Source organism: Streptomyces sp. NPDC051636 (genome assembly GCF_044453765.1).
In the GTDB taxonomy this organism is placed as follows: Bacteria; Actinomycetota; Actinomycetes; order Streptomycetales; family Streptomycetaceae; genus Streptomyces.
Genome location: NZ_JBITDA010000002.1, coordinates 568550 through 593284, shown reverse-complemented (window position 1 = coordinate 593284; position 24735 = coordinate 568550). Strand labels below are relative to the sequence as shown.

26 protein-coding genes and 3 pseudogenes are annotated in these 24735 nt (G+C 72.9%); 6 read left to right on the top strand and 23 right to left on the bottom strand.

All coding sequences use genetic code 11. The features are described from left to right. Positions 1-25: 25 nt before the first annotated feature. From ACIBBH_RS06500 to ACIBBH_RS06480, 5 genes are all read right to left on the bottom strand, one after another. Positions 26-1114, bottom strand: a complete 1089-nt coding sequence (locus ACIBBH_RS06500; RefSeq protein ID WP_399402516.1) for a hydrogenase expression protein HypE — start codon at positions 1112-1114, stop codon at positions 26-28. Then, complete coding sequence (locus tag ACIBBH_RS06495) at positions 1111-1656, bottom strand: hemerythrin domain-containing protein (protein ID WP_399402514.1); 546 nt, start codon at positions 1654-1656, stop codon at positions 1111-1113. Before ACIBBH_RS06495 ends, ACIBBH_RS06500 begins: the two co-directional genes overlap by 4 nt. Next, complete coding sequence (locus ACIBBH_RS06490; RefSeq protein WP_399402512.1) at positions 1643-3241, bottom strand: hypothetical protein; 1599 nt, start codon at positions 3239-3241, stop codon at positions 1643-1645. Before ACIBBH_RS06490 ends, ACIBBH_RS06495 begins: the two co-directional genes overlap by 14 nt. Positions 3242-3367: 126 nt before the next feature. Further along, on the bottom strand, positions 3368-3790 hold the full coding sequence (locus ACIBBH_RS06485; protein WP_399402510.1) for a (2Fe-2S) ferredoxin domain-containing protein: 423 nt from the start codon (positions 3788-3790) through the stop codon (positions 3368-3370). Between the two features lie 405 nt (positions 3791-4195). Next, complete coding sequence (locus ACIBBH_RS06480; protein WP_399402508.1) at positions 4196-4459, bottom strand: hypothetical protein; 264 nt, start codon at positions 4457-4459, stop codon at positions 4196-4198. Positions 4460-4555: 96 nt separating this feature from the next. Here ACIBBH_RS06480 and ACIBBH_RS06475 point away from each other — a divergent pair, with 96 nt between their 5' ends. Further along, positions 4556-5047 (top strand): hypothetical protein, encoded by a 492-nt coding sequence (locus ACIBBH_RS06475; RefSeq protein WP_399402506.1) that lies wholly within the window; start codon positions 4556-4558, stop codon positions 5045-5047. Between the two features lie 14 nt (positions 5048-5061). Here ACIBBH_RS06475 and ACIBBH_RS06470 read toward each other — a convergent pair whose 3' ends face one another. The 5 genes from ACIBBH_RS06470 to egtA form a co-directional block, all read right to left on the bottom strand. Then, positions 5062-5277, bottom strand: a complete 216-nt coding sequence (locus ACIBBH_RS06470) for a dodecin (RefSeq protein WP_399402504.1) — start codon at positions 5275-5277, stop codon at positions 5062-5064. A 223-nt stretch (positions 5278-5500) separates the two neighbouring features. Next, positions 5501-6463 carry an L-histidine N(alpha)-methyltransferase gene (gene egtD / locus ACIBBH_RS06465; protein ID WP_399402502.1) on the bottom strand — a complete coding sequence of 321 codons (963 nt, stop codon included), beginning with the start codon at positions 6461-6463 and terminating at the stop codon, positions 5501-5503. Further along, a complete protein-coding gene (gene egtC / locus ACIBBH_RS06460; protein ID WP_399402501.1) occupies positions 6460-7236 on the bottom strand; it encodes an ergothioneine biosynthesis protein EgtC in 777 nt (258 codons plus the stop codon). The genes egtD and egtC overlap by 4 nt, the downstream gene beginning before the upstream one ends. Further along, on the bottom strand, positions 7236-8576 hold the full coding sequence (egtB, locus tag ACIBBH_RS06455) for an ergothioneine biosynthesis protein EgtB (protein ID WP_399402499.1): 1341 nt from the start codon (positions 8574-8576) through the stop codon (positions 7236-7238). The genes egtC and egtB overlap by 1 nt, the downstream gene beginning before the upstream one ends. Continuing rightward, positions 8573-9880, bottom strand: coding sequence for an ergothioneine biosynthesis glutamate--cysteine ligase EgtA (egtA, locus tag ACIBBH_RS06450; protein WP_399402497.1), 1308 nt, complete (start codon positions 9878-9880; stop codon positions 8573-8575). Before egtA ends, egtB begins: the two co-directional genes overlap by 4 nt. 256 nt (positions 9881-10136) lie before the next feature. Between egtA and ACIBBH_RS06445 the strand changes: the two genes are divergently transcribed. Continuing rightward, on the top strand, positions 10137-10967 hold the full coding sequence (locus tag ACIBBH_RS06445) for a TIGR02452 family protein (RefSeq protein WP_399402495.1): 831 nt from the start codon (positions 10137-10139) through the stop codon (positions 10965-10967). Here the strand turns inward: ACIBBH_RS06445 and ACIBBH_RS06440 are convergent. Both ACIBBH_RS06440 and ACIBBH_RS06435 read right to left on the bottom strand, forming a co-directional pair. Next, the gene (locus ACIBBH_RS06440; RefSeq protein WP_399402493.1) at positions 10952-11398 is read right to left on the bottom strand and encodes a type II toxin-antitoxin system PemK/MazF family toxin; all 447 of its coding nucleotides are present in this window, start codon (positions 11396-11398) and stop codon (positions 10952-10954) included. The genes ACIBBH_RS06445 and ACIBBH_RS06440 overlap by 16 nt on opposite strands. A 10-nt stretch (positions 11399-11408) precedes the next feature. Then, positions 11409-12212: an alpha/beta fold hydrolase gene (locus ACIBBH_RS06435; RefSeq protein ID WP_399402491.1), complete on the bottom strand. Its 804-nt coding sequence runs from the start codon at positions 12210-12212 to the stop codon at positions 11409-11411. 61 nt (positions 12213-12273) lie between these two features. Between ACIBBH_RS06435 and ACIBBH_RS06430 the strand changes: the two genes are divergently transcribed. Next, positions 12274-12708 carry a MarR family winged helix-turn-helix transcriptional regulator gene (locus tag ACIBBH_RS06430; protein ID WP_399402489.1) on the top strand — a complete coding sequence of 145 codons (435 nt, stop codon included), beginning with the start codon at positions 12274-12276 and terminating at the stop codon, positions 12706-12708. 40 nt (positions 12709-12748) lie between these two features. On the opposite strand, the gene ACIBBH_RS06425 is transcribed toward ACIBBH_RS06430, so the two are convergent. The 4 genes from ACIBBH_RS06425 to ACIBBH_RS06410 all read right to left on the bottom strand — a co-directional run bounded on the left by ACIBBH_RS06425 (position 12749) and on the right by ACIBBH_RS06410 (position 16651). Next, positions 12749-14239 carry an SPFH domain-containing protein gene (locus ACIBBH_RS06425; protein ID WP_399402487.1) on the bottom strand — a complete coding sequence of 497 codons (1491 nt, stop codon included), beginning with the start codon at positions 14237-14239 and terminating at the stop codon, positions 12749-12751. 133 nt (positions 14240-14372) lie between these two features. Further along, positions 14373-14591, bottom strand: a complete 219-nt coding sequence (locus ACIBBH_RS06420) for a hypothetical protein (protein WP_399402485.1) — start codon at positions 14589-14591, stop codon at positions 14373-14375. A gap of 47 nt (positions 14592-14638) precedes the next feature. Beyond that, positions 14639-15115 carry a chloride channel protein gene (locus tag ACIBBH_RS06415; RefSeq protein WP_399402483.1) on the bottom strand — a complete coding sequence of 159 codons (477 nt, stop codon included), beginning with the start codon at positions 15113-15115 and terminating at the stop codon, positions 14639-14641. Between the two features lie 111 nt (positions 15116-15226). Further along, complete coding sequence (locus ACIBBH_RS06410) at positions 15227-16651, bottom strand: amidase (RefSeq protein WP_399402481.1); 1425 nt, start codon at positions 16649-16651, stop codon at positions 15227-15229. A gap of 293 nt (positions 16652-16944) precedes the next feature. Between ACIBBH_RS06410 and ACIBBH_RS06405 the strand changes: the two are divergent. Then, positions 16945-17117, top strand: a pseudogene (locus tag ACIBBH_RS06405) (AbfB domain-containing protein); the annotation flags it as partial. A gap of 32 nt (positions 17118-17149) precedes the next feature. Here ACIBBH_RS06405 and ACIBBH_RS06400 read toward each other — a convergent pair. The 3 genes from ACIBBH_RS06400 to ACIBBH_RS06390 form a co-directional block, all read right to left on the bottom strand. Continuing rightward, on the bottom strand, positions 17150-17638 hold the full coding sequence (locus tag ACIBBH_RS06400) for an inorganic diphosphatase (RefSeq protein ID WP_399402479.1): 489 nt from the start codon (positions 17636-17638) through the stop codon (positions 17150-17152). 38 nt (positions 17639-17676) lie between these two features. Then, the gene (locus ACIBBH_RS06395; RefSeq protein WP_399402477.1) at positions 17677-18153 is read right to left on the bottom strand and encodes a hypothetical protein; all 477 of its coding nucleotides are present in this window, start codon (positions 18151-18153) and stop codon (positions 17677-17679) included. Between the two features lie 70 nt (positions 18154-18223). Further along, positions 18224-18658 (bottom strand): hypothetical protein, encoded by a 435-nt coding sequence (locus ACIBBH_RS06390; RefSeq protein WP_399402475.1) that lies wholly within the window; start codon positions 18656-18658, stop codon positions 18224-18226. A gap of 112 nt (positions 18659-18770) precedes the next feature. Between ACIBBH_RS06390 and ACIBBH_RS06385 the strand changes: the two are divergent. Beyond that, positions 18771-19200: pseudogene (locus ACIBBH_RS06385) on the top strand (hypothetical protein). A gap of 45 nt (positions 19201-19245) precedes the next feature. On the opposite strand, the gene ACIBBH_RS06380 reads toward ACIBBH_RS06385, so the two are convergent. From ACIBBH_RS06380 to ACIBBH_RS06370, 3 genes and pseudogenes are all read right to left on the bottom strand, one after another. Then, on the bottom strand, positions 19246-19764 hold the full coding sequence (locus tag ACIBBH_RS06380) for a hypothetical protein (RefSeq protein ID WP_399402473.1): 519 nt from the start codon (positions 19762-19764) through the stop codon (positions 19246-19248). An 82-nt stretch (positions 19765-19846) separates the two neighbouring features. After that, a pseudogene (locus tag ACIBBH_RS06375) lies at positions 19847-20151 on the bottom strand (amino acid transporter); the annotation flags it as partial. A gap of 236 nt (positions 20152-20387) precedes the next feature. Further along, positions 20388-21965 carry a Na+/H+ antiporter gene (locus ACIBBH_RS06370; RefSeq protein WP_399402471.1) on the bottom strand — a complete coding sequence of 526 codons (1578 nt, stop codon included), beginning with the start codon at positions 21963-21965 and terminating at the stop codon, positions 20388-20390. A gap of 155 nt (positions 21966-22120) precedes the next feature. Between ACIBBH_RS06370 and ACIBBH_RS06365 the strand changes: the two genes are divergently transcribed. Beyond that, complete coding sequence (locus ACIBBH_RS06365) at positions 22121-23155, top strand: YihY/virulence factor BrkB family protein (RefSeq protein WP_399402469.1); 1035 nt, start codon at positions 22121-22123, stop codon at positions 23153-23155. A gap of 28 nt (positions 23156-23183) precedes the next feature. Here ACIBBH_RS06365 and ACIBBH_RS06360 read toward each other — a convergent pair whose 3' ends face one another. Continuing rightward, positions 23184-24647 carry a purine-cytosine permease family protein gene (locus tag ACIBBH_RS06360; RefSeq protein WP_399402467.1) on the bottom strand — a complete coding sequence of 488 codons (1464 nt, stop codon included), beginning with the start codon at positions 24645-24647 and terminating at the stop codon, positions 23184-23186. Positions 24648-24735: the final 88 nt, after the last annotated feature.

The window sequence follows — 24735 nt, the reverse complement described above, 5'->3', positions numbered from 1 at the left end:
AGTGGTGGCCCCCCCGGGTGTCGTGTCAGGGCCGCCAGTGCGGGTCGTAACCGCTGGTCAGCTTGCGCTTGTTGTGGCGCCACCTGGGCTCGTGGTTCACGATGTCGTTGGTCAGGCCGCGCAGCCGGCGCACGACCGCCCCGTACGGCTTGATGACCAGCGACGACAGCGTGCCGCCGGGGGGCTCGTCCATGAACGGCATGAACGCGTCGGGGAAGCCGGGCATCGTGCAGCCGATGCAGACGCCGCCGACGTTCGGGCAGCCGCCGATGCCGGCCATCCAGCCCCGCTTGGGCACGTTGCAGTTGACGACCGGGCCCCAGCATCCCGTCTTCACCAGGCACTTGGGGGAGTTGTAGTCCCTGGCGAAGCTGGCCTGCTCGTAGTACGAGCCCCGGTCGCAGCCCTCGTGCACGGTCTTGCCGAACAGCCACTGCGGACGCAGCATGTGGTCCAGCGGCGGCGGGGGAGCGGCGCCGGCCGCGTGGGAGAGCACCCAGACCAGGGTCTCCATGAAGTTCTCCGGCTGGATGGGGCAGCCGGGCACGTTGACGATGGGCAGGCCGCCCTGCGACGCGAAGTCCCAGCCCAGGTAGTCCGCCAGGCCCATGCAGCCGGTGGGGTTGCCGGCCATCGCGTGGATGCCGCCGTAGGTGGCGCAGGTGCCGGCCGCCACCACCGCCCAGGCCTTGGGGGCCAGTTGGTCGATCCACCAGTTCAGGGTCTGCGGCTCGCCCGTCTCCGGGTCGTTGCCGAACGACGTCCAGTAGCCGTCGCCCTTGATGATGTTCTGGTTGGGGATCGAGCCCTCGATGACGAGGACGAACGGGGCCAGCTCGCCGCGCGCCGCCGCCCGGTACGGGGCGAGGAAGTCCTCGCCGCCCAGGCTCGGGGAGAGCACCTTGTTGACCAGGTTCACCTTCGGCAGGCCCGGGATCAGTCCGAGCACCAGGTCCTCGATGGAGGGCTGCCCGGCGGCCGTGAGCGAGACGGTGTCGCCGTCGCAGCTCATGCCCTCGGAGATCCAGAGGATGGTGATCTCGTCGAATCCTTCGCGCTGTTCGGACCGGCTGGGGTCCTCGCTCACTTCGGTGGTGGCGCTATGGGTGGTCATGTCCTGGGCCTCCGCTGCAGTCGGTCCCTGAGTCGGTCGTACGCCGCGGCCACCGGCCCGGCGAGGATGAGCGCGGGCGGCCGGTCCGGCGCGTGCGGATGGGGCCGGGTCGGCGCGCTCTGCTTGGCCTTCGTCAGCAGCTGCCCGAGGTCGTCCAGTTCCGGCTGGGAGACGGCCGCGCGCAGCCGGGGCATGAGCACGTCCTCCTCCTCGCGCACGTGCTCCTCGACCTCGCGCCGCAGCTGCGCGACGAGTTCGTCCGTCCTCTCGTCCCCCTCGTCGAGCCGGTCCAGGGCGAGCAGCGTCTTCTTGACCGCCAGGTGCTCGCCGAGGTGCTCGTCGACCTCGCGCCCGCCGTCGTCGACGACCTTCTTCGCCAGGGGGTAGACGAACATCTCCTCCAGAGCGGCGTGCCTGGACAGTTCGCGCACCAGCAGTTCGACCACGCCCCGGCGCTGCCGGTCGTTGGCGGCGGTGTGGTAGTCGCGGAACAACTGCTCCACCCTGCGGTGGTCGTGACGCAGTAGCTCAAGGGCGTCCATCGGGCGCTCCCTCGTCGACGGTGGTGTCCAGTGGCTGCAGTTCGTGGGGGCGGAAGTAGAAGTAGCGGCCGTACCAGGCGTTGAGCTCCGCGGCCGGATCGTCGTCGAGCGTGACGGCCAGGTGCAGGCTGCCGTCCACGTCGTGGAACACCGCCGCCACCCGGGCCGTGCGCCCGGCCAGGAACATGTCCTGCGCATCGGCCCCCCGCCCGGCCGGCCGCAACCGCACGGCACTCCCGGCCGCCACGGGTACGCCGTCCACGAGCACGGTGTCGGTGGCGGGGGACGGTCCGTCGTGGCCGCTCTCCTGCCACCAGGGGGCTGATCCGCGTGGAGCGGAGAGGACTCCGTCTGCCAGGACGGCAGGGGATGCGGTCGGGGCGGAGGGGGCTGCGCCCGGCGGGGTGGAGCCGGTCGGGGCGGCGTCCGGTGGGGCGGATGCGGACGCGGCGGAGCCGGTCGAGGCCGGGCCCGGCAGGGCCGTGCCTGAGGGGGCCGGCTCGAGGGAGCGGATCGCGCCGTGGAGGCGGGCGAACATCTCCGGGGGCATGGTCTCGACCCGGTCGAGGATGTCCGCCGCCCGCCGGTCGGTGGCCCGGGCCTCGCGCTTCTCCTCGTCCGTCAGCAGCAGCGTGCGCAGGGTCAGGATCTCGTCGATCTCGGCGGCGTCGTGCAGGTCACCCGGGCTCTCCGGGGCCACTTGCGGATGGTCCGGCAGGATGATCGGCGAGGAAAGGACCGCGTCGCCGCAGCCCGGTCCGCCGCCCAGGACGGGGAAGGTGAACAGGTTCCGGCAGTCGCGGGCGTACCCTTCGTCCGCCTCGGGCGGCTCGATCAGTGACAGGAACCCGACGCCGTCACCGCCGATCAGCGTGTGCGTGGCCATGAGCGCGTGCCGCAGAGCGTGGCCGCGCGGCACCGTGGCGGCGGGCGAGGACCCCGTGTTCTCGGTGCGCACCCGCAGCCGGTAGAGCCCGGTGCCGTCCCCGTCGTCCCGGAGCCGTTCGGCCCGGACCGTGGTCACGGCGTGGACCGGGTCCCGGTGGCGCACCACCCGTCCGGCCCCGCCGCCGAGTTGCTCCGTTCCCGTACCGCCGGGCGACCCGACCGGCGTACGGTGGGCGCCCTGGAGGAGCCGGGCCAGGGGGACGTCGATCTCCGCCTCGCGCGGTACCGCCTCGTCGAAGGTCAGGTGGACGTCCGCACCGACCTCCAGCGCCTCCACCGGCCGGTGGAGGCCGTCGCCGGTGGACTGCTCCACCTGCTTGCGCTGGAGCTGCAGGTAACGCACCGTCACCCGCAGCCGGGCGTCACCGGACGCCCGCAGCAGGCACTCGGTCTGCTGGTACCAGGAGTCCGCCGAGCCGGAGACGCCCGGCGGCACCGGCCCGTCCCGCTCGGCCCACTCCCGTGGGGTGAGGACGCCGAACTGCCAGCGCACCCGGTTCTTGGGGGACGACCGGCGGTACGGATACAGCAGGTAGCCCTCGTAGAGCACGGCGTCTGCGACCGAGCGCAGCCGCTGGAGCGCCTCGTCACGTGATGCGAGCGCAGTGCATCCGTTCCGAGCGGTACCGTCCACCATCCTGTCTCCTGTCACGCCGGCCATCCCTTCCACCAGCGTCACACCGCTCACACCACACGGCCTCCCGAGGCCACCGAGGTTGGCCCACTCGGGCGAGCGTCAGGGCGGGGGCGGGCAAGAGAGGGCTCAGCGACGCGTACGCGCGCGTGCCTCCCGCGGTGGCCGGATGAACTGCAACTCCAGCGTCACGGGCGGCTGCGCCACGCCCGGTCCGCCCGCCGCCGCCCAGCTCACGATCTCGTCCGTGCAGGCGTCGTCCGTGGCGAAGCCGACCCAGGTGGCCCGTGCGCCGGCCCGGCGTCCCGCGGCCGAGGGCTGGACGACGATGACGTTCGCCTGGTCGCAGGGGCCGAGGCAGTCGCTGGTACGGACCTGGAAGCCGTGCTCGGCCGCCGCGGCGCGCAGTCGGTCCAACTGCCAGGCGTGGTCGGTGCCGGGGTGCTTGCGCGGGTTGCCGCAGCAGCAGCCCCGGCACACGACGAGGGTGCAGGGGCGCTGTCCGGCGGCGCCGATCAGAGCCGTACGAGAGGCGGGGAGAGCGGATGGCATGGGAGAAGCATGATCCATGGCCCGGCGCGCCCTCGTCACCGGGTCGTACTGATCAGAACCGAGCCCCGATGCCCGCCCCTGTTGCGCGGCACGAGGAACGACGGCGCGGGCGGCGGTGACCCGTCGCCCGCGCGCGGGCCGGTGAACGGGGCCGGGTCCGTGCCGAGGACCGGGGATTCAGTTCCAAGTTCGCCCCTGCTCCCACGAGTTGCCGCGGGAGCCGGTCGCCGAGCCGGTCGGCGAGGCGAACTTCCAGGCGTCGAAGCCGTCGTCGACGTTGTTCCACGGACGGGCGCCGCGTACGACGTGCCGGTGCCGCTGCCTTCGTTGACGGCGGGGCCGTCGGCGCTCTCGCCGTTCTCGCGGTGGTCGGGGTCGGCGCAACTGCCGGCCGGAGACGGGGTGTCAGTCCCGCTGGATCGTCCCGCGCTCGGCCCGCGGGATGCTGCCGCCGGCCGGGGTGGGGCCGGCGGGCAGTTCCTCGCCGTCGGGCGCCGCGCGTTCGCCCTGGCAGGCGCTCAGCGTGACGGGCTCCCCGGCGCCGCGTCGTCCCCCGGTCGTGGCCACCACCGGCGTCGGCGCGGCCGACGCCCGCGTCACCGGTCCCGCCGGGGCCGCCGCCGTCGCGGCACTCATCGCCGCCGTCCGGATCGCCGCGTCGCCGCGCACAGGGTCTCCCGCCTCTGCCCGTCGGCTCTGCCACACAGCAGTGGCCGCCCGGGGCAGGGAGGTCGCCGGGTACCGGGGGCTGATTAGGCTGGGCGTGTGACAGACAGCAGCAACCGGCCGCTCGCCGTGTTCGACCTCGACAACACCCTCGCCGACACGGCGCACCGGCAGCGGTTCCTGGAGGTCAGGCCGCGGGACTGGGACGCCTTCTTCGCCGCCGCGCCGGCGGACCCGCCGCTCGCCGAGGGCGTGGCGCTGGCCCGGAGCAGCGCCGAGGAGTGCGAGGTCGTCTACCTCACCGGGCGGCCCGAGCGCTGCCGGCGCGACACGCTCGACTGGCTCGCCGCGCACGGCCTGCCCGAGGGGCGCGTCCACATGCGGCGCAACGCCGACCGCAGGCCCGCGCGGCACACCAAGCTCGAGATCCTGCGCCGCCTGGCCCGCGACCGGGAGGTCCGGGTCCTCGTGGACGACGACGAACTGGTGTGCGACGACGCCGAACGGGCCGGCTTCACCGTCGTACGGGCCCGCTGGGCCGAGCGGTCGGCCGCGCTGGCGGACGCCCAGGAGCGGGAGGGGCGCACCTGAGGAGGGGCAAGCGGTCAGCTCTCGTCCTCGATGCGGAAGCCCACCTTCAGACCGACCTGCCAGTGCCCGATCTCGCCGTTCTCGAGCTGGCCCCTGACCTGCGTCACCTCGAACCAGTCCAGATTGCGCAGGGTCTGGCCGGCGCGCGCGATGCCATTGCGGATGGCCTGGTCGACGCCCTCGGGGGAGGTGCCGACGATCTCGGTGACCCGGTAGGTGTGGTTCGACATGCGAGTGTTCCTCTCCACCGTGACGCGTATGCCATGCGTCACTCCACCGTGCCTCAGACCGCGGCGGAACGCGAGGCAGCAGGGGTGAGAAGAACGACCTACGCATGCGGACGGCCGCGGCCGCCCCGAGCCCGTCGCCCTCGGCCGCGACGGCGGCCGGCCGAGGGCGAGGACACTCACCGCCGGCCGGCGCCGTGGACGCCGGCCGGCGGTGAGCCCTCTCTCAGCGCGCGACGCTCAGTGACAGCGCGAAGCGGCCCTCGCCGTCCGTCCACCAGTGGGTCAACTCCAGGCCGGCCGCGGACAGTTCGGTCCGCACTCCCTCCCTGCGGAACTTCGCCGACACCTCCGTGCGCAGTTCCTCGCCCGCCGCGAAGTCGACGGCGAGGCCGAGCGCCGGGATCTTCACGGTCTGCTGCGTGAGGGAGCGCAGCCGCATCTCGATCCACTCGTTCTCCGCGTCCCACGACGCGACGTGGTCGAAGGCATCGGGATCGAAGTCGGCGCCCAGCCCGCGGTTGACGACGGCCAGGACGTTCTTGTTGAACTCGGCCGTCACTCCGGCCGCGTCGTCGTACGCCCGGACCAGGACCCGTTCGTCCTTGACCAGGTCCGTGCCCAGCAGCAGGCCGTCTCCCGGCGACAGCAGCCCGCGCACCGAGGCCAGGAACCCGGCCCGTTCGGCGGGCAGCAGATTGCCGATCGTGCCGCCCAGGAAGGCGAGCAGCCGGGGCCCGGGTGTGTCCGGCAGGGCCAGCCGGGCGGTGAAGTCGGCGATCAGGGCGTGCACGGCGAGCCCCGGCCGTTCCTCGATGAGGGACTTCCCGGCCTGGGTGAGCGCGCTCTCGCTGACGTCGACCGGGACGTACGTGTGCAGGTCGGGGAAGGCGTCGATGAGATACCGCGTCTTCTCGGAGGAGCCGGAACCCAGTTCGACCAGGGTACGGGCGCGGGCAGCCGCCGCGATCTCACCGGCTCGGGTGGCGAGGATCTCGCGCTCGGCGCGCGTCGGGTAGTACTCCGGCAGTTCGGTGATCTTCTCGAACAGCTCGCTGCCCCGGGCGTCGTAGAACCACTTCGGCGGCAGCGTCTTGGGGGTGGCGGTGAGGCCGCGCAGGACATCGGCGCGCAGCGCGGCGTCCGTCGCGTCCTCCGGGAGGGTGCGGGTGACGTGCAGGGGGCTCACGTGCAGGGCTCCTTCGGCGGTACGGGGGCCAGGTCCTTCAGCGGAGTCAGCCGCACACCGGCGCGGTCCGCCGCGAGCAGCGTGTGGTCGGGGACCTCCTGCCAGCGCGGGTCGTCGTCGTAGGGCTCGGAGGCCACGACGGCGCGGCCGGGCTCCGCGAGGTACCAGAGGGTGTCGCCCCAGGCGGTGGCGGTGACGGTCTCGCCGTCGGTGAGCAGCAGGTTGAGCCGGGAGGCGGGGGCCGCCTCGGCGACCTGCAGAACCGTCTCCGTCATGGCGCGGCCCGGGTCTTCTCCGGAGTGCAGCAGGTGCAGGACCAGTGCCCAGACGAACGCGGAGTCGGTGCGTGCCTCCAGGGACAGCAGGTCCACCGGGGGCAGGGCCGGGGCGAGCGGCGCTGCCGACTGCGGCCAGCCCGCGACGGCGCCGTTGTGGCTGAACAGCCACCGGCCCGCCGCGAACGGCGCCGCCGCGGCCTCCGCGTCCGCGCCCGCCAGTGTCGCGTCACGCACCGCTGCGAGCAGCGCGCCCGTGCGCACGACCCGGGCCAGGTCGGCGAAGGACTGGTCCGCCCAGATGGGCCCGGCCCGCCGGTAACGGGCCGGCACCGGGTCCTCGGAGGCGTACCAACCCACCCCGAAACCATCGGCGTTGACCGTGCCGTACCGCTGCCGCCGTGGCGCCCACGACTGGCGGTACAGGCCGTGCGGGGGCTCCACGATCACCCGGCCGAGCGGCTCCGCGGGCCCCAGGTACGCCAGGTGACGGCACATCAGACGTCCTCCGAGCGGGCGGTGCGGAAACCGGAGAAGATCTGCCGCCGGACCGGGTAGTCCCAGTTGCGGAACGTGCCCCGGCAGGCCACCGGGTCCACGGCGAACGAACCGCCGCGCAGCACCTTGTGCTCGGGCCCGAAGAACACCTGCGAGTACTCCTTGTACGGGAAGGCGGTGAACCCCGGGTACGGCAGGAAGTCGCTCGCCGTCCACTCCCACACGTCGCCGATCAACTGCCGTACGCCCAGCGGCGACTCACCCGCCGGATAGCTGCCGACGGGCGCGGGCCGCAGATGCCGCTGGCCCAGGTTGGCGTGCTCGGGCGCCGGGTCGGCGTCGCCCCACGGGTAGCGCGTCGAGCGGCCGGTGCCGGGGTCGTACCGGGCCGCCTTCTCCCACTCGGCCTCGGTGGGCAGCCGGCGCCCGGCCCAGCGGGCGTAGGCATCGGCCTCGTACCAGCACACGTGCAGCACCGGCTCGTCGGGTGGGACGACCTCGGTGACGCCGAAGCGGCGCCGCAGCCACTGGCCGGCGTCGTGCCGCCAGAACTGGGGGGCCGTGATGCCGTGCCGGCGTATGTGCGCCCAGCCGTCCGGCGTCCACCAGCGCTCGGTGTCGTAGCCGCCGTCCTCGATGAACGCCTGGTACGCGGCGTTCGTCACCGGTGTGGTGTCGATGCGGAAGGGGGCCACCTCGACGCGGTGCGCGGGGCGTTCGTTGTCCAGCGCCCACGGCTCGGTGGAGGTGCCCATGGTGAACGGGCCGCCGGGGACGAGAACTTCGGCCGGTCCGGTGAACGGCGGCACGGGGTCCGGGTCGGGCGCGGTCAGGGCCTGCGGGCCCGTGCGCAGCTGATGGGTGATGAGCATCGTCTCGTCGTGCTGCTGTTCGTGCTGGGCGATCATGCCGAAGGCGAAGCCCGCCTCGGTCAGCCGCGTGCCGTGCAAGGCGTGGCTCTCCAGCAGGTCCAGGGCGCGGCCGCGTACCTCCGCCGCGTATGTGCGGGCCTCGCCGGGCGGCAGCAGCGGCAGCGAGGGCCGTTCCGCGCGCGGGTGCTCGAAGGCGTCGTACAGGCCGTCGATCTCGGGCCGCATCGGCTCCCGGCCGCCGACCGCCCGCAGCAGCCACAGCTCCTCCTGGTTGCCGATGTGGGCGAGGTCCCACACCAGCGGGGACATCAGCGGTGAGTGCTGGGCGGTCAGGTCGGGCTCGTCCACGCAGGTGGTCAGCAGGGTGGTCCGGTCGCGCGCGGTGGTCAGGGAGGCCAGCGCCCGCCTGCGGAGGGCCTCGCGGTCGAGCTCGGGGGCGGTCATGGGGTCGGCTTCGGGAGTGGTCATGGGCGGATGTCCTTCCCGTGGGTGCGGTCCGTGCCGCGCATGCGGTCCAGCAGGTCGTCGGCGGGGCAGCGGCCCTGGACGACGTAGCGGTCGAGGTACGCCGCGACGGCGTCCGTGACCTCGCTCGTGGCGCCGAGCCGGGGCAGGGCCTCCAGGGCTGTCGCGAAACAGGCGACGGCGGCCTCCCGCAGCTCGGGGTCGGCCAGCGCGTACCGGGCCGCGTCGGTCCACAGCGGGTTGTGCGGCGCCGGCAGCGCCAGCGCCCGCTCGGCCAGCGGCTTCACGGTGCGGTACGCGGTCTCGGCGGCCTCCGGGTCGTCGAAGAGGGCGGCCGTCACCGCGAGCGGCACGATCCATCCGTCGTCGCCGGGCTGCGCGTCGATCATGCGCAGCTCCAGATGGCCGCGCGGTCTGACCGGCGGGAACAGCGTCGTGAGGTGGTAGTCGAGGTCGGCGCGGGTCGGCGGCCGAGGCGTGCCGTTGCGGGTCCACTCCCGGAAGGTGAGCCCCTCGGGCACCTCCCAGGGGGCGCCGTCCCGCCGTACGCACATCACCGGCGCGTCCAGGACGTGCCGGGCCCACGCGGTGCGCGGCTCGGCGTCCAGCGGAGGCGCGCCCGCGCGGTCCGCGCCGATCTCCGTCCACAGCAGCTGCCGGGTGGACAGCCAGCCCGTGGGCTTCCGCCCGACCAGCGGGGAGTTGGCGAACGAGGCCACCAGGACTGCGCCCAGCGTGTGCGCCAGCCACCAGCGCCGCCCGTGGCCGAGCGGGCCCGGCTCCTCGTAACCGGCGTCGACGCACACCTGGACCGAGGCCGAGGTGCACATCATGTGCCGGCCGGCCGGGCCCGTGCGGTCCAGGCATGCCTCCATGGCGTCGTAGCGCGGCTGGTGCAGGAACCTGCGGGGCGCGTGCCAGGGATCGTGGCCGACGCCGACGAGACCGAGGCCGTCCTCGGCGAGGACCGCGCGGACGGCGTCCAGGTCGGCGGAGACGGTGTCCACGCACTCCATCAGGGAGGCGGCGGGTGGCGAGCTCAGCTCCAGCTGGCCGCCGGGTTCGACGGTGAGCGCCGACCTCAGGGGGACGGTGCGCAGTGCGGCATAGGCCGCTTCGAGTCGTTCGGGTGTCACCGGGAGCTGCGGCAGCCGCAGCTCGTGGACGAGCCATTCCACTTCGACCCCGAGCGAGCGGGGCGGTCCGGTCTTGAAGCAGATGCCCCTGACCAGGGCCTCCACTTCGGCCTCGGTGACGGCGGTGCGGTGCTCCGTACAGCCGCCACAGTCACTTACCGAATCGGACATGTCGGGATCCTCCTGAGATTCCACCATGCCACCGGCCCGGCCGGGGTGGGCCGGGACGGCGTTGTCCGTCCCACCCAAGACCCTCACGCCGATTCGTACAAGGGTGCAATCCATGACAATCGGGTGCCGGAGCCTCTCTTTCCCATGGCTGGGAAACTCTGTTGCACCGCAGGACCAGCATCGCTCACGATGCGTTCATGAGCACGACGGGGGAGACCGCGCGGGTCGCGGTCATGGCACCGACGGGGGTGGTGCCATGAGCGCGCGCCTGCGCGGCATCGCCCGGCAGACCGAGGAGATCGTGGCGGCGGGCGCGTACCGCACACCCGGCGGCCGCGAGGTTCCGCTCGCGGCGGCGATCGAGGCCGCCCGGGCCGGTACGCGGCTGTACGGCCCCGGTCCGGTCCCCGTGCCGGTCCCGGCCGCCGGGGCCGGCACGCTGATCGAGGTCACCGGCGAGAGCAGCCTGGAGGCGGCCCGGCGGCTCGCCTTCGCCCCGGTGGCGGTCCTGAACTTCGCCTCCGCCAGAAACCCCGGCGGCGGCTACCTCAACGGCGCCCAGGCCCAGGAAGAGGCCCTGTGCCGTGCCTCGGCCCTGCACACCTGCCTGCTGCGGGCCCGCGCCTTCTACGACCACCACCGCACCCACCCCGACCCGTGCTACAGCGACCGGGTCATCCACGCGCCGGCCGTGCCGGTCTTCCGTGACGACCGGGGCGCGCTGCTGGAGGAGCCGTACACCGCCGGCTTCCTCACCGCGGCGGCCCCCAACGCGGGCGTCGTCCGCCGTACGGCCGCGGACCGCGCGGCCGGCCTCCCGCAGGCCCTGGCGATCCGGGCGGAACGGGTCCTGGAGACCGCCGCCGCCCACGGCTACCGGCGACTGGTGCTGGGCGCCTGGGGCTGCGGGGTGTTCCAGAACGACCCGGCGCAGGTGGCGGGTGCCTTCCGGGCGCTGTTGGGACCCGGCGGGCGGTTCGCACAAGTCTTCGAGCATGTGGTGTTCGGTGTGCTGGACCGTACGCCGGGAGCCGCGGTCCGAGCGGCCTTCGTACGGGCGTTCCCGGCGCCTCACTTCCAGCCGTAGCGCTCCCGCAGCCGGTGCACCACCAGGTTGAACCGCATCCGGTCCAGTGCGCACGCCTCCCGGCGCATGCCCTCCTCGTGGAGGCGCAGAACCCGGTCCACGTCGACCCACGAGTCGCGCCCCGACCGGTCCCAGGGCCCGCTGCCGATCGGCACCCACTCCCGGTCCCCGTCGTGCCGCTTGCTGGACAGCTGCACGGCGAGGAACGTCCCCGCGGCCTCCCGGGCCACGACCAGCACGGGGCGGTCCTTGCCCCGCCCGTCGTTCTCCTCGAAGGGCACCCAGGTCCACACGATCTCCCCGGGATCCGGGTCGCCGTCGTGCGCGGGGGAGTACTCGGTGCGCACCCGGCCCACCTCGCGGGGGTCGGCCTCGGTGGTGGCGCGGGGCCCGTGGCGGCCGGGGACGTTCTCATCGGTAAACGCGGTCACGGGGGGCACCTTACGGGGCGTCGGACACGGCGTGCGCACTCGTCCGGCGCAGGTGGGTCTCTATCAGGGCGAAGGTGGCATCGGGCTGTTCGAGCTGCGGGAGGTGACCCGCCCCGGGGACGACCTCGAGTCGCCCCCGGTGGAACGCGGCCGCGTAGGCGGCTCCGTAGGCGGGGGTGACGACGCGGTCGCTCGCGCCCCACACCAGCAGGGCGGGTTGCCGGACACGGGCCAGCCGGCGCAGGAGTTTGGGGTCGTGCATGTACGGGTCCGCGGCCAGGAGCCGCATGGTCGCCATGTTGCCCTGGCGGCGCGTGAGTTCGTCGGCGGGGACATCGGCGGCGTCGACGTGGAAGCGGTCCGGGTCGTGCCAGGAGTGCTCCGCGACACCGCGGGCGTCGAGTGCGAAGAAGTCCGTGATCGGCTCGGAAGGGACGTGCACGCCGACGGCGTCGATCAGGACGAGGCCGCTGATCAGCCCCGCCGTGTCCCGTACGGCCATCTCGGCGCCGATCCAGCCGCCGAGCGAGGATCCGACGACCAGGACGTCGTCCAGTCCGCGGTCGTGGAGCAGGTGAAGGTAGGCGAGGGCGAGGTCGTCGATGCCGGTCAGCCAGTCGGGGCGAGGGGTGCCGTCCCAGCCCGGGTGTACGGGCGTGAGGGTGCGCGCGGTCGCGGACAGCCGGTCGGCGAGGCCGGCGACGGTGGCCCGGCCCCCGCCGCCGTGCAGGACGAGAACAGGCCGGCCGGTTCCGGCTTCGGCGAGGGTGAGGGGCAGGTCGGCGTACACGTGTGCGCTCTGGTCGGTCAGCATGCCGCGACTGTAACTAAATCTATTTGTATAAACTAGCTTAGTCGTCGGGTAGGCTCGGTTCATGCGCCATGACCTGCAACTTCTCGGCCGGGCGGTCAAACAGGCTCAGTACCGGCAGCACCGGGCCCTCGACAGCGCCCTCGCCGCCGTCGGCACCACCCTCGCCCAGTGGGACGCGCTGCGCGCGATCGACCGCTCGCCCGGCGCGTCGGCGCGCGAGCTGGCCGCGGCCACCTTCCAGAGCGAGCAGGCCTTCGGCGCGCTCGTGGGCCGACTGGCCGCACGGGACCTGGTCGAACGCCGGCCGGGGCACGGCCGGCGCATCGAGCACCATCTCACGCCGGCCGGCGAGCGGATCCTGGCCGCCGGCCACTCGGTCGCCGACGATGTGCTCGCCGCGTGCTTCTCCGCCCTGTCCGGCGCGGACCGCGCCACCCTGCTGGACCTGCTCCGGCGCCTCAACGCAGCAGGCGACGAAGAAGGCGACGCACGCTGACCGCGTGCGTCGCCCCGGTCCCCGTGACCCGGCCCCGGGCCTACCTCCCGTCGCCCTCCACCGGCACCTTCTGCGCCGGAGGAGGCGTCACGGCCCCGTTGAGGGACGAAGTCGCCGCCGGGCTCTGCCCGTTGGTGTTCATCGAGGCGAGCAACTGGCGGGCCAGCCCCAGACCGGTGCCGCCCAGCGTGAGCGCCTTGGCGAACAACTCGGCCATGCCGTCGGCCCCGTTGAGCAGCACCATGTTGTCGACGTTGCCGAAGGCGGACGCGCCCGCCCGGACGATCTCCGGCCAGTTCTCGGCGAGTTGCTGGGCGACGACCGCCTCCTGGTTCTCGGCGAGGGCGGCGGCGCGGGCCTTGATCGCCTCCGCCTCGGCGAGACCCTGGGCCTTCGTCGCCTCGGCCTCGGCCAGCCCCTTCGCCTGCGCCGCGGCCGCCTCGGCCTCACCGGTGGCCCGGGTCGCCGCCGCGGTGGCCGCACCCCGGGTCTTCGTCGCCTCGGCCTCGGCGCCCGCGGCCGTCTTGACCCGGGTCGCCTCGGCCGCCGCCGCGAGTTCCGTCTCCTTCGCCTTGGCCTGCGCCGCCGAGATGCGGGCGTCCCGCTCGGCCTCGGCCAGCGTGCGCTTCTCGTACGCCTTGGCGTCGGCGGGCTTGCGGACGTCCGCCTGGAGCTGCTGCTCGCGCCGGTGCGCCTCCAGCTCGGCGACCCGCGTCTCCTGGACGACGACCTCCTGCCGGGCGGCCGCGTCGGCCAGCGGACCGGCCTGCCGGGCCTTCGCCCCCGCCTTGTCCCGCTCGGCCTGGTAACCGGCCTGGAGGATCTCGCTGTCCCGGGTGGCCTCTGCCATCCGGGCGAACGACTGCTGCTCCGCCTCCGTGGCGAGACGATTCGCCTCAGCCTGGGCGATGCGCGCGTCCCGTTGCACGGCCGCCGCGTGCGGCATCGCCAGGTTCTGGATGTAGCCGGTCGGGTCCTCGATCTCGTGGATCTGCAGCGAGTCGACGATCAGACCGAGTTTCTCCATCTCCGTACCGCAGGCCGCCCGGGTCTGCCCGGTCAGCTTCTCCCGGTCGCGGATCATGTCCTCGACCGTCAGACCGCCCACGATGGAGCGGAGATGACCGGCGAAGACGTTGTGCACCCGCTCCGCCATCAGCTTCTGCTGGTCCAGGAAACGGCGCGCCGCGTTGGCGATCGACACGAAGTCGTCGCCCACCTTGAAGATGACCACGCCCCGCACCTTCAGCGGGATGCCCTGGTGGGTCACGCAGTCCACGTGCAGTTCGGTCTCGTTCAGGTCCAGGGAGAGCTTGCGCACCGCCTGCACACCGGGCAGCACCAGCGTGCCGCGCCCGGTGACGATGCGGAAACCCATGCCCTCCTCGAGGCCCTCGGTGCGGTGCTTGGAACCGGAGATGATGAGCGCCTCGTTCGGTTCGGCGACCCGCCACATCATCTTGAACAGACCGATCAGTACGAGAACGGCAGCGACTGCCGCCCCCGCAACGACGCCGACAACCATCGGCATACGCCCCCTTTGCATGGTGCCCTCTCGGCACCGAACGAAGGGAGTGTGCTCCTTGGCGACTCCAGGGAGAAGACACTGGCGGATCCTTGTCGCAATCTTGACGCGTAAGACCCTCACCTGCGGCGGAGCATGCTCAACTGTCGTACGCGGCAGCCACGTACACCGTCCTCGGCGGCAGGTACTCGACCACCATCACCACCGTGCCCGGCTCGATCCGGCCGCCGCCGTCGGCCGCGTACGCGAGGAAGTGCTCCGCCCCGCCCCGCACCCGGACGATCACCTCGCCGACCAGCCCGGGCCCGATCGTCCCGGTGACCCGCCCCATGAGCCCGACCATCGACGCGTCGTCCATGGTCACAGGGTAGGTCCTCACGGCGGCACGGGGGCCGGGCCGGCAATTCAGCGGGACGTCCGGTCCGTCGAGTTGACCGCCACCGGGTCCGCGCCGGGTGCCGGCTCGCGCCGTACCAGTGTGACCGTGGTGCGGCGCTCCGCCGGCCTGATGCGGCCGGGCGGCAGCAACTCGACGGGGGCCGGCCCGTCCTCGATACGGTCCGGCTGGCTGCGGTACAGCGTCACGCCCCCGGTGACCGCCCGTGCGCACAGCACCGCCAGGATGCCCGGGCCGAGCAGCGAGGCGTCCCCCAGCATCTCCGCGGCCATCACCAGCACGCCCAGCGGGGCGTGGGCCACCGCGCCCAGGAAGGCGGCCGTGCCCGCCGCCAAGGCGACCAGCGGACTGCCGGGGGCGAGCCCGAGCGGCTCCGCCAGCCGCCACGGCGCCGCGCCGACCCCGGCGCCCACCACCATGCAGGGCCCGAAGATGCCCCCCGAACCACCCGAGCCGACCGTCCGCGCCGAGAAGGCGTACGCCATGATTCCTTGATCGACTGCGACACCCCGCGCCCCGTTCGCTCCGTCTTGACACGATGTCGACAGAGAACGGCTGCCGGTAACACCCATGTGTCACGCCGCGACGCGGTTGTCTCACACCGCCTCGACGGCGGCGGCGCTCGGCTCCGGCGGCCACAGCTCGTACCACCGCAGCTCCGCCTCCAGCTGGGCGGCGAGGGAGAGCAGCAGCGGCTCGCTGCCCGCCGGGCCCAGCAGCTGGGCGCCGACCGGCAGACCGCCGTCGAGGAAACCGGCCGGGACGTTGACGCCGGGCCAGCCCAGGACGTTCCACGGCCAGGCGTAGGGGCAGGCGGCGATCATGGCGCGGTCGGTGGCCAGTCCGCCGAGGTCGTGGAACGCGCCGATCCGGGGCGGGGGAGCGGCCGTCGTGGGCGCGAGGACGACGTCGTACGACGCGAAGAACGCGCCGATCCTGCGGTGCATCACCGCCTCGGCGCGCCGGGCCACCCTGAGCGGGGCCCCGCCGAGCAGCCGGCCCAGACGGGCGGCGCCGTGGGTGCGCCGGTCGAGCAGCGTGGGCTCGGGCGCCTCGAGGACCCGCTCGGCGATGCCGGCCGTGGCGCGCGGGACGAAGGTCAGCCCGATCTGCCCGTAGGGCGGGTCGGCCTCCTCGACACCGTGTCCCAAGGCGGCCAGCTTCTCGGCGAGTTCCACGACCCGGGCCCGTACCTCCGGCTGGAGACGGGCGGGCACGGCGGTGAACGGCGGTTTGAGGGAGAGCGCGACGCGCAGCCGGCCGGGGTCGCGCCGGACCGCGGCGGTGGCGTCGACGGCCGGCGGGCGGTGCGGGTCCTGCGGGTGGTTGCCGCTCGCCGCGTCCAGCAGCAGGGCGGCGTCGGCGACCGTACGGGCCAGCGTGCCGTTGACCGTGATGCCCTGGAAGGACTCGCCGCGCGGCCAGGTGGAGATGCGGCCGCGCTGCGGTTTGACGCCGACCAGGTGGGTCCAGGAGGCCGGGATCCGCACCGACCCGGCGCCGTCGGAGCCGAGCGCGGCCGGGACCAGACCGGCCGCGACGGCGGCGGCCGAACCCCCGGACGACCCGCCCGGCGTGTGGTCGGTGTTCCACGGGTTCCGGGTCTCGCCGAACGCGGGTCCCTCGGTGAACGGCCACTGCCCGAACTCGCAGGTGTTCGTCTTGCCGACGATCACGGCCCCGGCCGCCCGCAGCCGCCGTACCGCCTCGCCGTCCTCGGGTACCGGCGGGAACGTGCCCCGGCAGCCGAACGCGGTGGGCTCACCCGCCACGTCCATGTCGTCCTTCACCGCGACGGGCACCCCGAGCAGCGGACGCCGCGCTCCGGTGGCCAGCTCCCGGTCGGCGGCGTCCGCCTCGGCGAGCGCGGCCTCGGCCCGGACGATACGGAAGGCGTTCAGCGTCCCCTGGGTGGCCTCGATCCGCGCCAGGGCCGCCTCGACGAGCGCCCGGGAGGTCACCTCCCCGTCGGCCAGCGCGCGAGCGGACTCCGCCAGGCCTGCGGCACGGTCGAGCGTCATTGCGGGACACCTCCGGGAGCACGTCGTCTACCGAACGGTAACGTCCGCGGGGCGCGACGGACAGCTTTTCCCCGGGTGGCGTCCAGCCACGTCGGGACCATTGGCGTGCACCTGCCTCGCCCCTGCCTTCTGACCGCCTTCTCGAACCGTGTTCGACACATAGGACAGCTGTGCCCGTGACCACACCACCGCCCGCCCCGTCCCGTGCACCCTCCTGCGCGCGTCGGCCGTCCTGCCCGCCTCGGCGGTCCTCCTGGGCGAACTGCCCGGACTGCTGGGCTGCGGCCGCGGCCGCCAGGGACGCCACCTTCGTAGCCCGCACCGGCACGGCCGGCGGCTCGGTCCGCCTCGCGTCGTACAACTGTCCCGGCCGTTACCTGCGCCATTACGACTACCAGCTGCGCGTCGACACGTCCGACGGGACGGACCTGTTCCGGCATCGCTCGTGCCGGTGGCCGCCTGGGCCCGAGCCGCACCCCGGGCGGGCTCGGCCGGCGATCAGCGCCGGGCGTCGGCGGCGCGCCGGCGGGAGGTGTCGATCTCCGCGTACGCCGCGTCGCGGCCCTCCCAGTGCGAGCCCTCGACGGACTTGCCGGGTTCGAGATCCTTGTAGACCTCGAAGAAGTGGGTGATCTCCAGCCGGTCGAACTCCGGGATGTCACCGATGTCCTGCACGCCCGCCCAGCGCGGGTCGTGGGCGGGCACGCACAGGATCTTCTCGTCCGGGCCGTGTTCGTCCCTCATGCAGAACATGCCGACGGCCCGGCATTCGACGGTGCAACCCGGGAAGGTGGGCTCACCGGTCAGGACGAGGGCGTCGAGCGGGTCGTCGTCACCCCCCAGGGTGCCGTCGATGTAGCCGTAGTCGGCGGGGTACTGGGTGGAGGTGAACAGCATCCGGTCCAGGCGGATGCGGTGCAATCGGTGGTCCATCTCGTACTTGTTGCGGGATCCCTGGGGGATCTCCACGATCACATCGAACTCCACAACGGGCTCCTTGCCTCGTGGTCTCGCCGCCGGACGGCTCATGCCGGGGCCGCCGGGACCGGGCCGGCCCCAGTCTGTCGCAGGGCGTCGCGCAACCGCCGCAGATCGTCCGCGGGCCTGCCCAGGCCGTTGATCCTCAGCCGGGCCGCCTCGGTGCGCGGGTCCGGGTGCGCGCGGAAGGCGAGGTCGAGCGACTGGCGCAGCATCCACTGGTCGTATGCCAGCAGCCGCCCGGCGTACGCCTGGACCTCCACCAGGCCGGCGTCGGTGAGCGGCAGCTCCTCCAGCCGTGCCCGCAGCCGATGGAAGGCCGAGCCGGCCCGCCGGCAGTCCTGGGCGGCCCGGCCCGGCACCGGACCCGGCTCACCGCAGGCGCCCACCGCCTCGTCGGCGAACCGCTGGGCGGTCACCGCCTCGTCCAGGACCGCGAGCAGCGCCCGCACCTGGGCCGGGTACGGGAGGCGGGCGGGAGCGGAGCGACGGCGACGCGGGGGGAGGGTACTGGACAGCGGCATGACTCCTCCTGGCCGGTGCGGCTGGACCAGCGAATTCAAGTGTGCGCCCTGAGCGGGAGCACCGCGCGGGTCAGCGAGGGGGCGCGGGGGAGACGTGCCGCGTGCCGATGCCGGCGGACTGGATCCGCATCCCGGGCCGGCGCCGGTGGACGGTCAGGTACGACATGCCGTCCGCGCCCGCCATCAGGCCGCGGCTGCTGCCGTGCGGCAGCCAGGCCATGCTTCCCTCGGCCAGGGGCTGGGGGCCGTCGGGGGAGATCAGCGTGCCCGCGCCGGCGACGACCAGCAGGAGGACGTCGAGGTCCGGCTCCGTGTGGGTGTCGACCCGCCGGGCGGGCGGGAGGCGGACGATGTTGGCGTCGAGTTGGCGTCCGGGTTCCGCCAGTCGCCACAGCGCGCCGGCCGACCCGTCACCGGGCTCGGTGAGTGCCCCGGTGTCGCACAGGATCCGCGGGCCCGGCGCGTCGCCGGCCGGGTGGCGGGGGGCGCTGTCTTCACCCGTCATCCGGTGCCGACCTCCTCCGTGGCTCTGGTCCACCGCTGCGTAAATTAGAATCTAGCATGCGTATTTGATGTCCCGGACGGGCGGGAAGAGAGCGGAACGAGGGGGCAATCGCATGGCGACCAGGCCGGCTGCCGTAGCCGCTGCGGTCACGTTCGTCCGGCTCGGGATGGTGCTCGCAGTCTCCTTCCTGGAGGCGCCGCTGAGGTTCCGGGCCCCCGACGTGAGCGTGCGCGTCGGACGCGGCATCGGCCGGCTCGTCTTCCGGGCGCTCAACCTAGTCGATACCTCCTGGCGGCCGCCGTGGTCACGGCTGTCGCCGTCGGCACGCCTCCGGCTCCGGTGGCGGTCCTGACGGGCCTGGCCGCGGGATCGCCGGCGGTGCGGGTCGCGGTGATCCGCCCCGTTCCCAACCGGCGGTCCGATCGGGTCCTCGCGGGTGCGGAACACCCGGCCGTTCGCGCGCGCACCTGCGGTACGTGGCCTGCGAGTCGGCCAAGGCGGTCGTCCTGCCGGCGCTGGACGTCGCCACGTTCGCGGCATGACGCCGCGTCACCACCGGCCGGCACCAGCCGCCGCGTGCTGAGGCCTCAGTACAGCCCCGATGCCCGCAGCACGGCCCGTGCCGTCTCGTCGTCGATCCGGTGGCCCAGGCGTTCCAGGACCTCCGTTCCCTGCCGGAGTGTCCCGCGCTCACGGGCGCGGCGGGCGCCGGCGTCGAGTTCGTGCCAGAGGAGGGGGTCGGCGGCGAGCACGCGGGGGTCGAGTGCCAGACGGTGACCGTAGATGTCCCGCAAAACGAGGCGGGTGCCGACGTCACCGTAGTGCCATGCGGATGTCAGCGCGTCGGTCCGTACCGCCTGCCGGCGCAGGCGGCCGCTCACGGTCAGCCGGCCGGGGCCCGCGCTGACGCGCTGCGGCAGCAGGACGGCGAAGAGCGCGGCGGACAGGGTGGTCCACAGCAGGGCGCGGGCCGCCGTCAGGGTGCCGGCGTCCCAGTCGACGAGCAGGGTCAGGGCGGCGAACGCGAAGGCGCAGACGGCCGCGAGCCGGGCGCTGCCGCGCCAGTGGCGGTCGCCGGCCGAGTCGTGTGGACTGCTGCCGCGCACAACGGTCGACGGTAGGCGGGCGCGGGGCGTGAGCACCTGCCGCTGACGGTCCTCTTACGCGGCGGCGGACCACTCTTACGGAGTAGAGGTGCGGGATGCACCGGGTCTTGTCCCGCACGTGCAGGAGCAGGGCCGCAGCGCGTTGGGGATCGAGGACGACTCCAGGGTCAGGACGCGGTAGCGGTCGTGCAGGACCTCGCCGCGCACCGTCAGGCCGGCCTCGAACTCGGAGGGGTCGGTGACCGTGACCTCCACGAAGACGAAGTCCTCGGCTTCGGGGACCTCGTTGTCGTTGCGCATCTGTTCGATCTTGTCGCGGTACTCCGCCTTGTCGCGCCGCCCGGGCTCGTTGGCGATGAAGCGGATACGGCGGTGGGACATGTCCCGGTGACGATCACCAGCACGACGGTGCGACGGGTGACAGCAGGCCGGCCGCCAGGGCGGCGATACCCGGCTGGTAGCCGAGGGTGGAGAAGTAGTCGACACCGGTCATGCACATCACCCGGTACCAGCGCCCGACGGCGTCAATCTTCCGTTGAGACAGGCCGCGTGCCTGCCGGCGGTACGTCAGGAGGGACAGGCTCCGAGCCGGCGGGTGCGGACTGGGCCGCAGGGGGCCGCCCTCAGAGGTCCGCCAGCCTCGCCTCTTCCAGGTCCAGGGACCGCTGGAGCCGCCTGCGGGTCGTGTCGCTGATCGCGTGCTCGTCGTACAGGCGCTGCAGTTCCGCCGCCTCCACGGCGATCAGGTCCCTGCGCAGCCGACGGTAGACGAGGTCGGCCGAATCGGCGGGAACGGCGCCGGTGCCGTCGCTGTCGGCCAGGCGGTCGCGGGCGTCGTCGAGGCGTGCGGTCAGGCCGCGGCGCAGCCGGTCGAGGACCACGGCCGGAGCGGCCTCCACCGCGGAGAGCTCCTCCAGGCGCCGGATGCCCGCGTCCGCCAGCCTGCAGCGGGCCGCGGCCTCCTCCCGCTCCGTGTGGTCGGGCTCCAGGGCGATGCCGGAGCGGCGGACGACCGGGGCCAGGGTGAAGCCCTGCACGACCAGGGTGACGACCACGACGGAGGTGGTCAGGACCAGGACGAGCGAACGGTCCGCGAGGGCGGCGCCGTGCTTGGTGGTCTCCGGGACGGACAGGGCGGCCGCCAGCGGTACGACCCCGCGGGTGCCCGCCCAGGTCAGCACGAGCGGCACCCGCCAGTTCATGCGCTTCATGCCGCCCTTGCGCTGGACGACCGCGGACAGCGGCGCCAGCCACAGCAGCCGTACGGCGATCAGCGTGCCCGCCACCGCCAGCGCGTACAGCGGCCACGCCCGGTCGCCGTCGGACAGCGTGCGGACCTGTGCGGGCAGCGCCAGCCCGATGAGGGAGAACACCACGCTCTCCAGCAGGAACACCACGGTGCCGTACACGGCGTGCAGCTGGAGGCGGATGCGCGCGTTGGTGAGCCGGTCGCCGCTCCCGCCCAGGACGACGCCCGCGACCACGACCGAGGTGACGCCGGAGGTGTGCGCGGCCTCCGCGAGGACGTAGGCCGCGTACGGCGTCACCAGGGCGATCACCGTCTCGAGGACCGGGTCCTCGGTACGCCGCCGGATCAACGTGACCACGCCCGCCACCGCGGCCCCGATGAGCGTGCCGCCGCCGGCGAGCACCGCGAACTCACCGCCCGCCGCGCCCCAGTCGGCCGCCGCCGACGCCACGGCGATGCTCACCGCCACGCGGAAGAGCACCAATGAGGTCGCGTCGTTGAACAGGCTCTCCGCCTGCACCAGCATCTGCACCCTCGGCGGCAGCGCGAGGCGCCGGCCCAGCGCGGTCACCGCCACCGGATCGGTGCTGGCCAGGACCGCGCCCAGCACGAAGGCCATCCGCCAGGACAGCGGGGTGACCAGCGAGGCGACCGCGCCGACCGCCGCGGCCGACGCCAGCACCAGGCCGATGGCGAGGACGCCGACCGGTTTCCAGACCGCCTTCAGCTCGCGCCAGGGCAGCTCCTCGGCACTGGCGTACAGCAGGGGCGGCAGGACGACGAGGCCGATGATCTCGGGGCTGATCTCGATCTGCGGGGTGCCCGGCAGCAGGGCGACGGCGAGACCGGCGACGACGAGCAGGGAGGGCGCGGGGATACGCCACCGGCGGGCGAAGGTCGCCACGACGGTGCCCAGGACGACCAGTGCGAGAACCGTCCCTACGCTGCGCATGCCGTCCCCCTGGGGCCTCACGGGAGCCCCTGTGACTCCCGGCCGACCAGACTTCCCGGCACACCTCTTTCACCCTATCCGGCCCGGTCACCTCAAGACAGTGTGAGGACCCTCAAGATCGGCATGTCCCGGGCCGGTCGGGTTACCCCGGAGGTATGACACGGACATCTCAAACGACTGAGCCGGAGGAGCCGGCGCAACTGCCGAAGCGGTCCTGGCTGGCGGTACTGAAGGGCACGGTGAAGGAGTTCCAGGACGACGAGCTCACCGACCGGGCCGCGGCACTGACCTACTACGGCGTGCTGTCGCTGTTCCCGGCGCTGCTGGTACTCGTCTCCCTGCTGGGCATCGCCGGGCAGTCGGCGACCCAGCAGGTCATGGACAACATCAGGAAACTGGCCCCCGGCTCGGCCCGGAACATCATCGGCAACGCGGTGCACGAGTTGCAGGGCCGGGGCGGCATCGGGTCGATCATGGCGGTCGCGGGCATCCTGCTGGCGGTCTGGTCGGCCTCCGGCTACATCGGGGCGTTCATCCGCTCGGCCAACGCCGTGTACGACATCCCCGAGGGCCGCCCGGTGTGGAAGGTCCTGCCCGTCCGGGTCGGCGTGACGGTGGTGCTGCTGGTGCTGGCGGTGATCAGCGCCCTGATCGTGGTGTTCACCGGCGGCATCGCCCGCCAGGCCGGTGCGGCGCTGGGGATCGGCGACACGGCCCTGACGGCGTGGTCGGTCGCCAAGTGGCCGGTGCTGGTCGTGCTGGTCACGATCATGATCGCGCTGCTGTACTGGGCGACGCCGAACGTGAAGAGCCGCGGTTTCCGGTGGATCACGCCGGGGAGCGTGCTGGCGCTGGTGATCTGGATGATCGCCTCGGCCGGGTTCGCCTTCTACGTCGCGAACTTCGCCTCGTACAACAAGACCTACGGCACGCTCGCCGGCGTGATCGTCTTCCTGGTGTGGTTGTGGATCAGCAACATCGCGATCCTGCTCGGCCTCGAGTTCGACGCGGAACTGGCCCGACAGCGTGCGGTCGCCGGCGGGCTGCCGGAGAACGCGGAACCCTATCTGCCGCCCCGGGACACCCGCGCCTGGAGCGAGGAGGAACAGCGGCGCATGGAAGAGACGGAAAGGGAAGAGGCCGAAAGGGAAGAGACGGAAAAGGCGGCCCACCGGCACCGCACGGAGTGATGCCCCTCCGGGCCGCTGCGCACGGTCTTCACGGTTCGCGGTGTTCGTGCGCCGCCCGCTCCAGCTCCTGGGCCTCCGCCTCGGCCAGGCGTGTCTCCGCCGCCACGTCGATCGAACGGGTCAGCAGCCAGTAGAGCACCGCGGAGACCGGAAGGCCGACGAAGAGGGAGATGTCGGCTCCGTCGAGCGCGTGGGCGACCGGGCCGACGTACAGGGTGCCCACGGAGAAGAACGGCACCATGACCGCGAAGCCCACCAGGTAGGCGATGATCCCGTGCCAGCCCCAGCGCCCGTAGATGCCGTGCGGGTGGAAGATCTCGGCGATGGCGTAGTGCCCGCGGCGCACCACGTAGTAGTCCGTCAGGTTCACCGCGGTCCACGGGATGAAGAGGTAGAGCACCAGCAACAGGAAGTTGTTGAAGTTCTCCAGGAAGTTCGAGGTCGCGGCCAGCGCGCCGACCAGGGAGAGGGCCGCGGTCAGCCCGATGGTCACCAGCCGGACGGCCAGGGTCGGCCGCACCCGCCGGAAGGAGTCGATGGCGCTGATGAGGGTGAGCGAGCCGCCGTACATGTTCAGCGCGGTGACGGAGATCAGGCCGAGGGTGGCGAAGAGCAGCACGATCGCGCCGAACCCGCTGAACACCTTGTCGCCCGCCGCGTTGATCGAGCGGATCGTCTCGAAGTCCTTGCCCGCCCAGGCGGCGAGCAGCGTCCCGAGGACCATCAGCCAGATGCCGCCCAGCGCGGAGCCGAAGTAGGTCCAGTAGAAGGTCTTGCGGACGGTGACGTCCGGCGGGAGGTAGCGGGAGTAGTCCGAGACGTAGATGGCCCAGCTGATCTGGTAGCCGGCGACCACGCCGAACTGGGCGAGGAACGGTGTCCAGGCGAAGCGGCCGAGGTCGAAGGAGCCCGGCGGGTAGTGCAGGGTGACCAGGACGCCCACGGTGAAGACACCGAAGATGACGAGGAAGATGTACGTCAGTACGCGCTCGGCCTTGTGAATGATGTCGTAGCCCACCAGCGCGATGACGAACGCGACGGCGGTGACCACGACCACCCACAGCTTGACGCCGCCGTGCAGCGTGCTGTGCAGAGCGTCTCCGGCGAGGATGGTGTTGAAGACGTTGAACCCCGCGTACTGCACATAGGCGAAGAGCCAGACCAGCAGGGCGCCGACGTAGCCGAACTGGGGCCGCGACTGGATCATCTGGGGCAGTCCCAGCTGCGGGCCCTGGGCCGAGTGGAACGCCATGAAGAACGTGCCGATCACCGTTCCGGCGACGATCGCGAGGAGCGACCAGATGAGGTTGCCGCCCTCGGTGATGCTGATCAGTCCCACCGCGAGCGTGGCGATCTGCGCGTTGGACATGAACCACAGGGGCCCCAGGTGCCACAGCTTGCCGTGCCGCTCGTCCAGCGGAACGTAGTCGATGGAGCGGATCTCCAGCCCCGTCACCCGGGGAGCCGATGGGCTGGTCGACGGGCTGGTCATGGTGCCTCCCGAGTGCTCGTGCGCCCCTGGGCCATGTTCTTCCCCCGCACGGGGACCTGCCAGTCCACCACCCGGGGGCACAGCCGGG

Coding starts and splice junctions, on each gene's coding strand:
- ACIBBH_RS06500 (WP_399402516.1), bottom strand. CDS start 1,114: ATGACCACCCATAGCGCCACCACCGAAGTGAGCGAGGACCCCAGCCGG.
- ACIBBH_RS06495 (WP_399402514.1), bottom strand. CDS start 1,656: ATGGACGCCCTTGAGCTACTGCGTCACGACCACCGCAGGGTGGAGCAG.
- ACIBBH_RS06490 (WP_399402512.1), bottom strand. CDS start 3,241: ATGGTGGACGGTACCGCTCGGAACGGATGCACTGCGCTCGCATCACGT.
- ACIBBH_RS06485 (WP_399402510.1), bottom strand. CDS start 3,790: ATGCCATCCGCTCTCCCCGCCTCTCGTACGGCTCTGATCGGCGCCGCC.
- ACIBBH_RS06470 (WP_399402504.1), bottom strand. CDS start 5,277: ATGTCGAACCACACCTACCGGGTCACCGAGATCGTCGGCACCTCCCCC.
- egtC (WP_399402501.1), bottom strand. CDS start 7,236: ATGTGCCGTCACCTGGCGTACCTGGGGCCCGCGGAGCCGCTCGGCCGG.
- egtB (WP_399402499.1), bottom strand. CDS start 8,576: ATGACCACTCCCGAAGCCGACCCCATGACCGCCCCCGAGCTCGACCGC.
- egtA (WP_399402497.1), bottom strand. CDS start 9,880: ATGTCCGATTCGGTAAGTGACTGTGGCGGCTGTACGGAGCACCGCACC.
- ACIBBH_RS06445 (WP_399402495.1), top strand. CDS start 10,137: ATGAGCGCGCGCCTGCGCGGCATCGCCCGGCAGACCGAGGAGATCGTG.
- ACIBBH_RS06435 (WP_399402491.1), bottom strand. CDS start 12,212: ATGCTGACCGACCAGAGCGCACACGTGTACGCCGACCTGCCCCTCACC.
- ACIBBH_RS06430 (WP_399402489.1), top strand. CDS start 12,274: ATGCGCCATGACCTGCAACTTCTCGGCCGGGCGGTCAAACAGGCTCAG.
- ACIBBH_RS06425 (WP_399402487.1), bottom strand. CDS start 14,239: ATGCCGATGGTTGTCGGCGTCGTTGCGGGGGCGGCAGTCGCTGCCGTT.
- ACIBBH_RS06420 (WP_399402485.1), bottom strand. CDS start 14,591: ATGGACGACGCGTCGATGGTCGGGCTCATGGGGCGGGTCACCGGGACG.
- ACIBBH_RS06415 (WP_399402483.1), bottom strand. CDS start 15,115: ATGGCGTACGCCTTCTCGGCGCGGACGGTCGGCTCGGGTGGTTCGGGG.
- ACIBBH_RS06410 (WP_399402481.1), bottom strand. CDS start 16,651: ATGACGCTCGACCGTGCCGCAGGCCTGGCGGAGTCCGCTCGCGCGCTG.
- ACIBBH_RS06395 (WP_399402477.1), bottom strand. CDS start 18,153: ATGCCGCTGTCCAGTACCCTCCCCCCGCGTCGCCGTCGCTCCGCTCCC.
- ACIBBH_RS06390 (WP_399402475.1), bottom strand. CDS start 18,658: ATGACGGGTGAAGACAGCGCCCCCCGCCACCCGGCCGGCGACGCGCCG.
- ACIBBH_RS06370 (WP_399402471.1), bottom strand. CDS start 21,965: ATGCGCAGCGTAGGGACGGTTCTCGCACTGGTCGTCCTGGGCACCGTC.
- ACIBBH_RS06365 (WP_399402469.1), top strand. CDS start 22,121: ATGACACGGACATCTCAAACGACTGAGCCGGAGGAGCCGGCGCAACTG.
- ACIBBH_RS06360 (WP_399402467.1), bottom strand. CDS start 24,647: ATGACCAGCCCGTCGACCAGCCCATCGGCTCCCCGGGTGACGGGGCTG.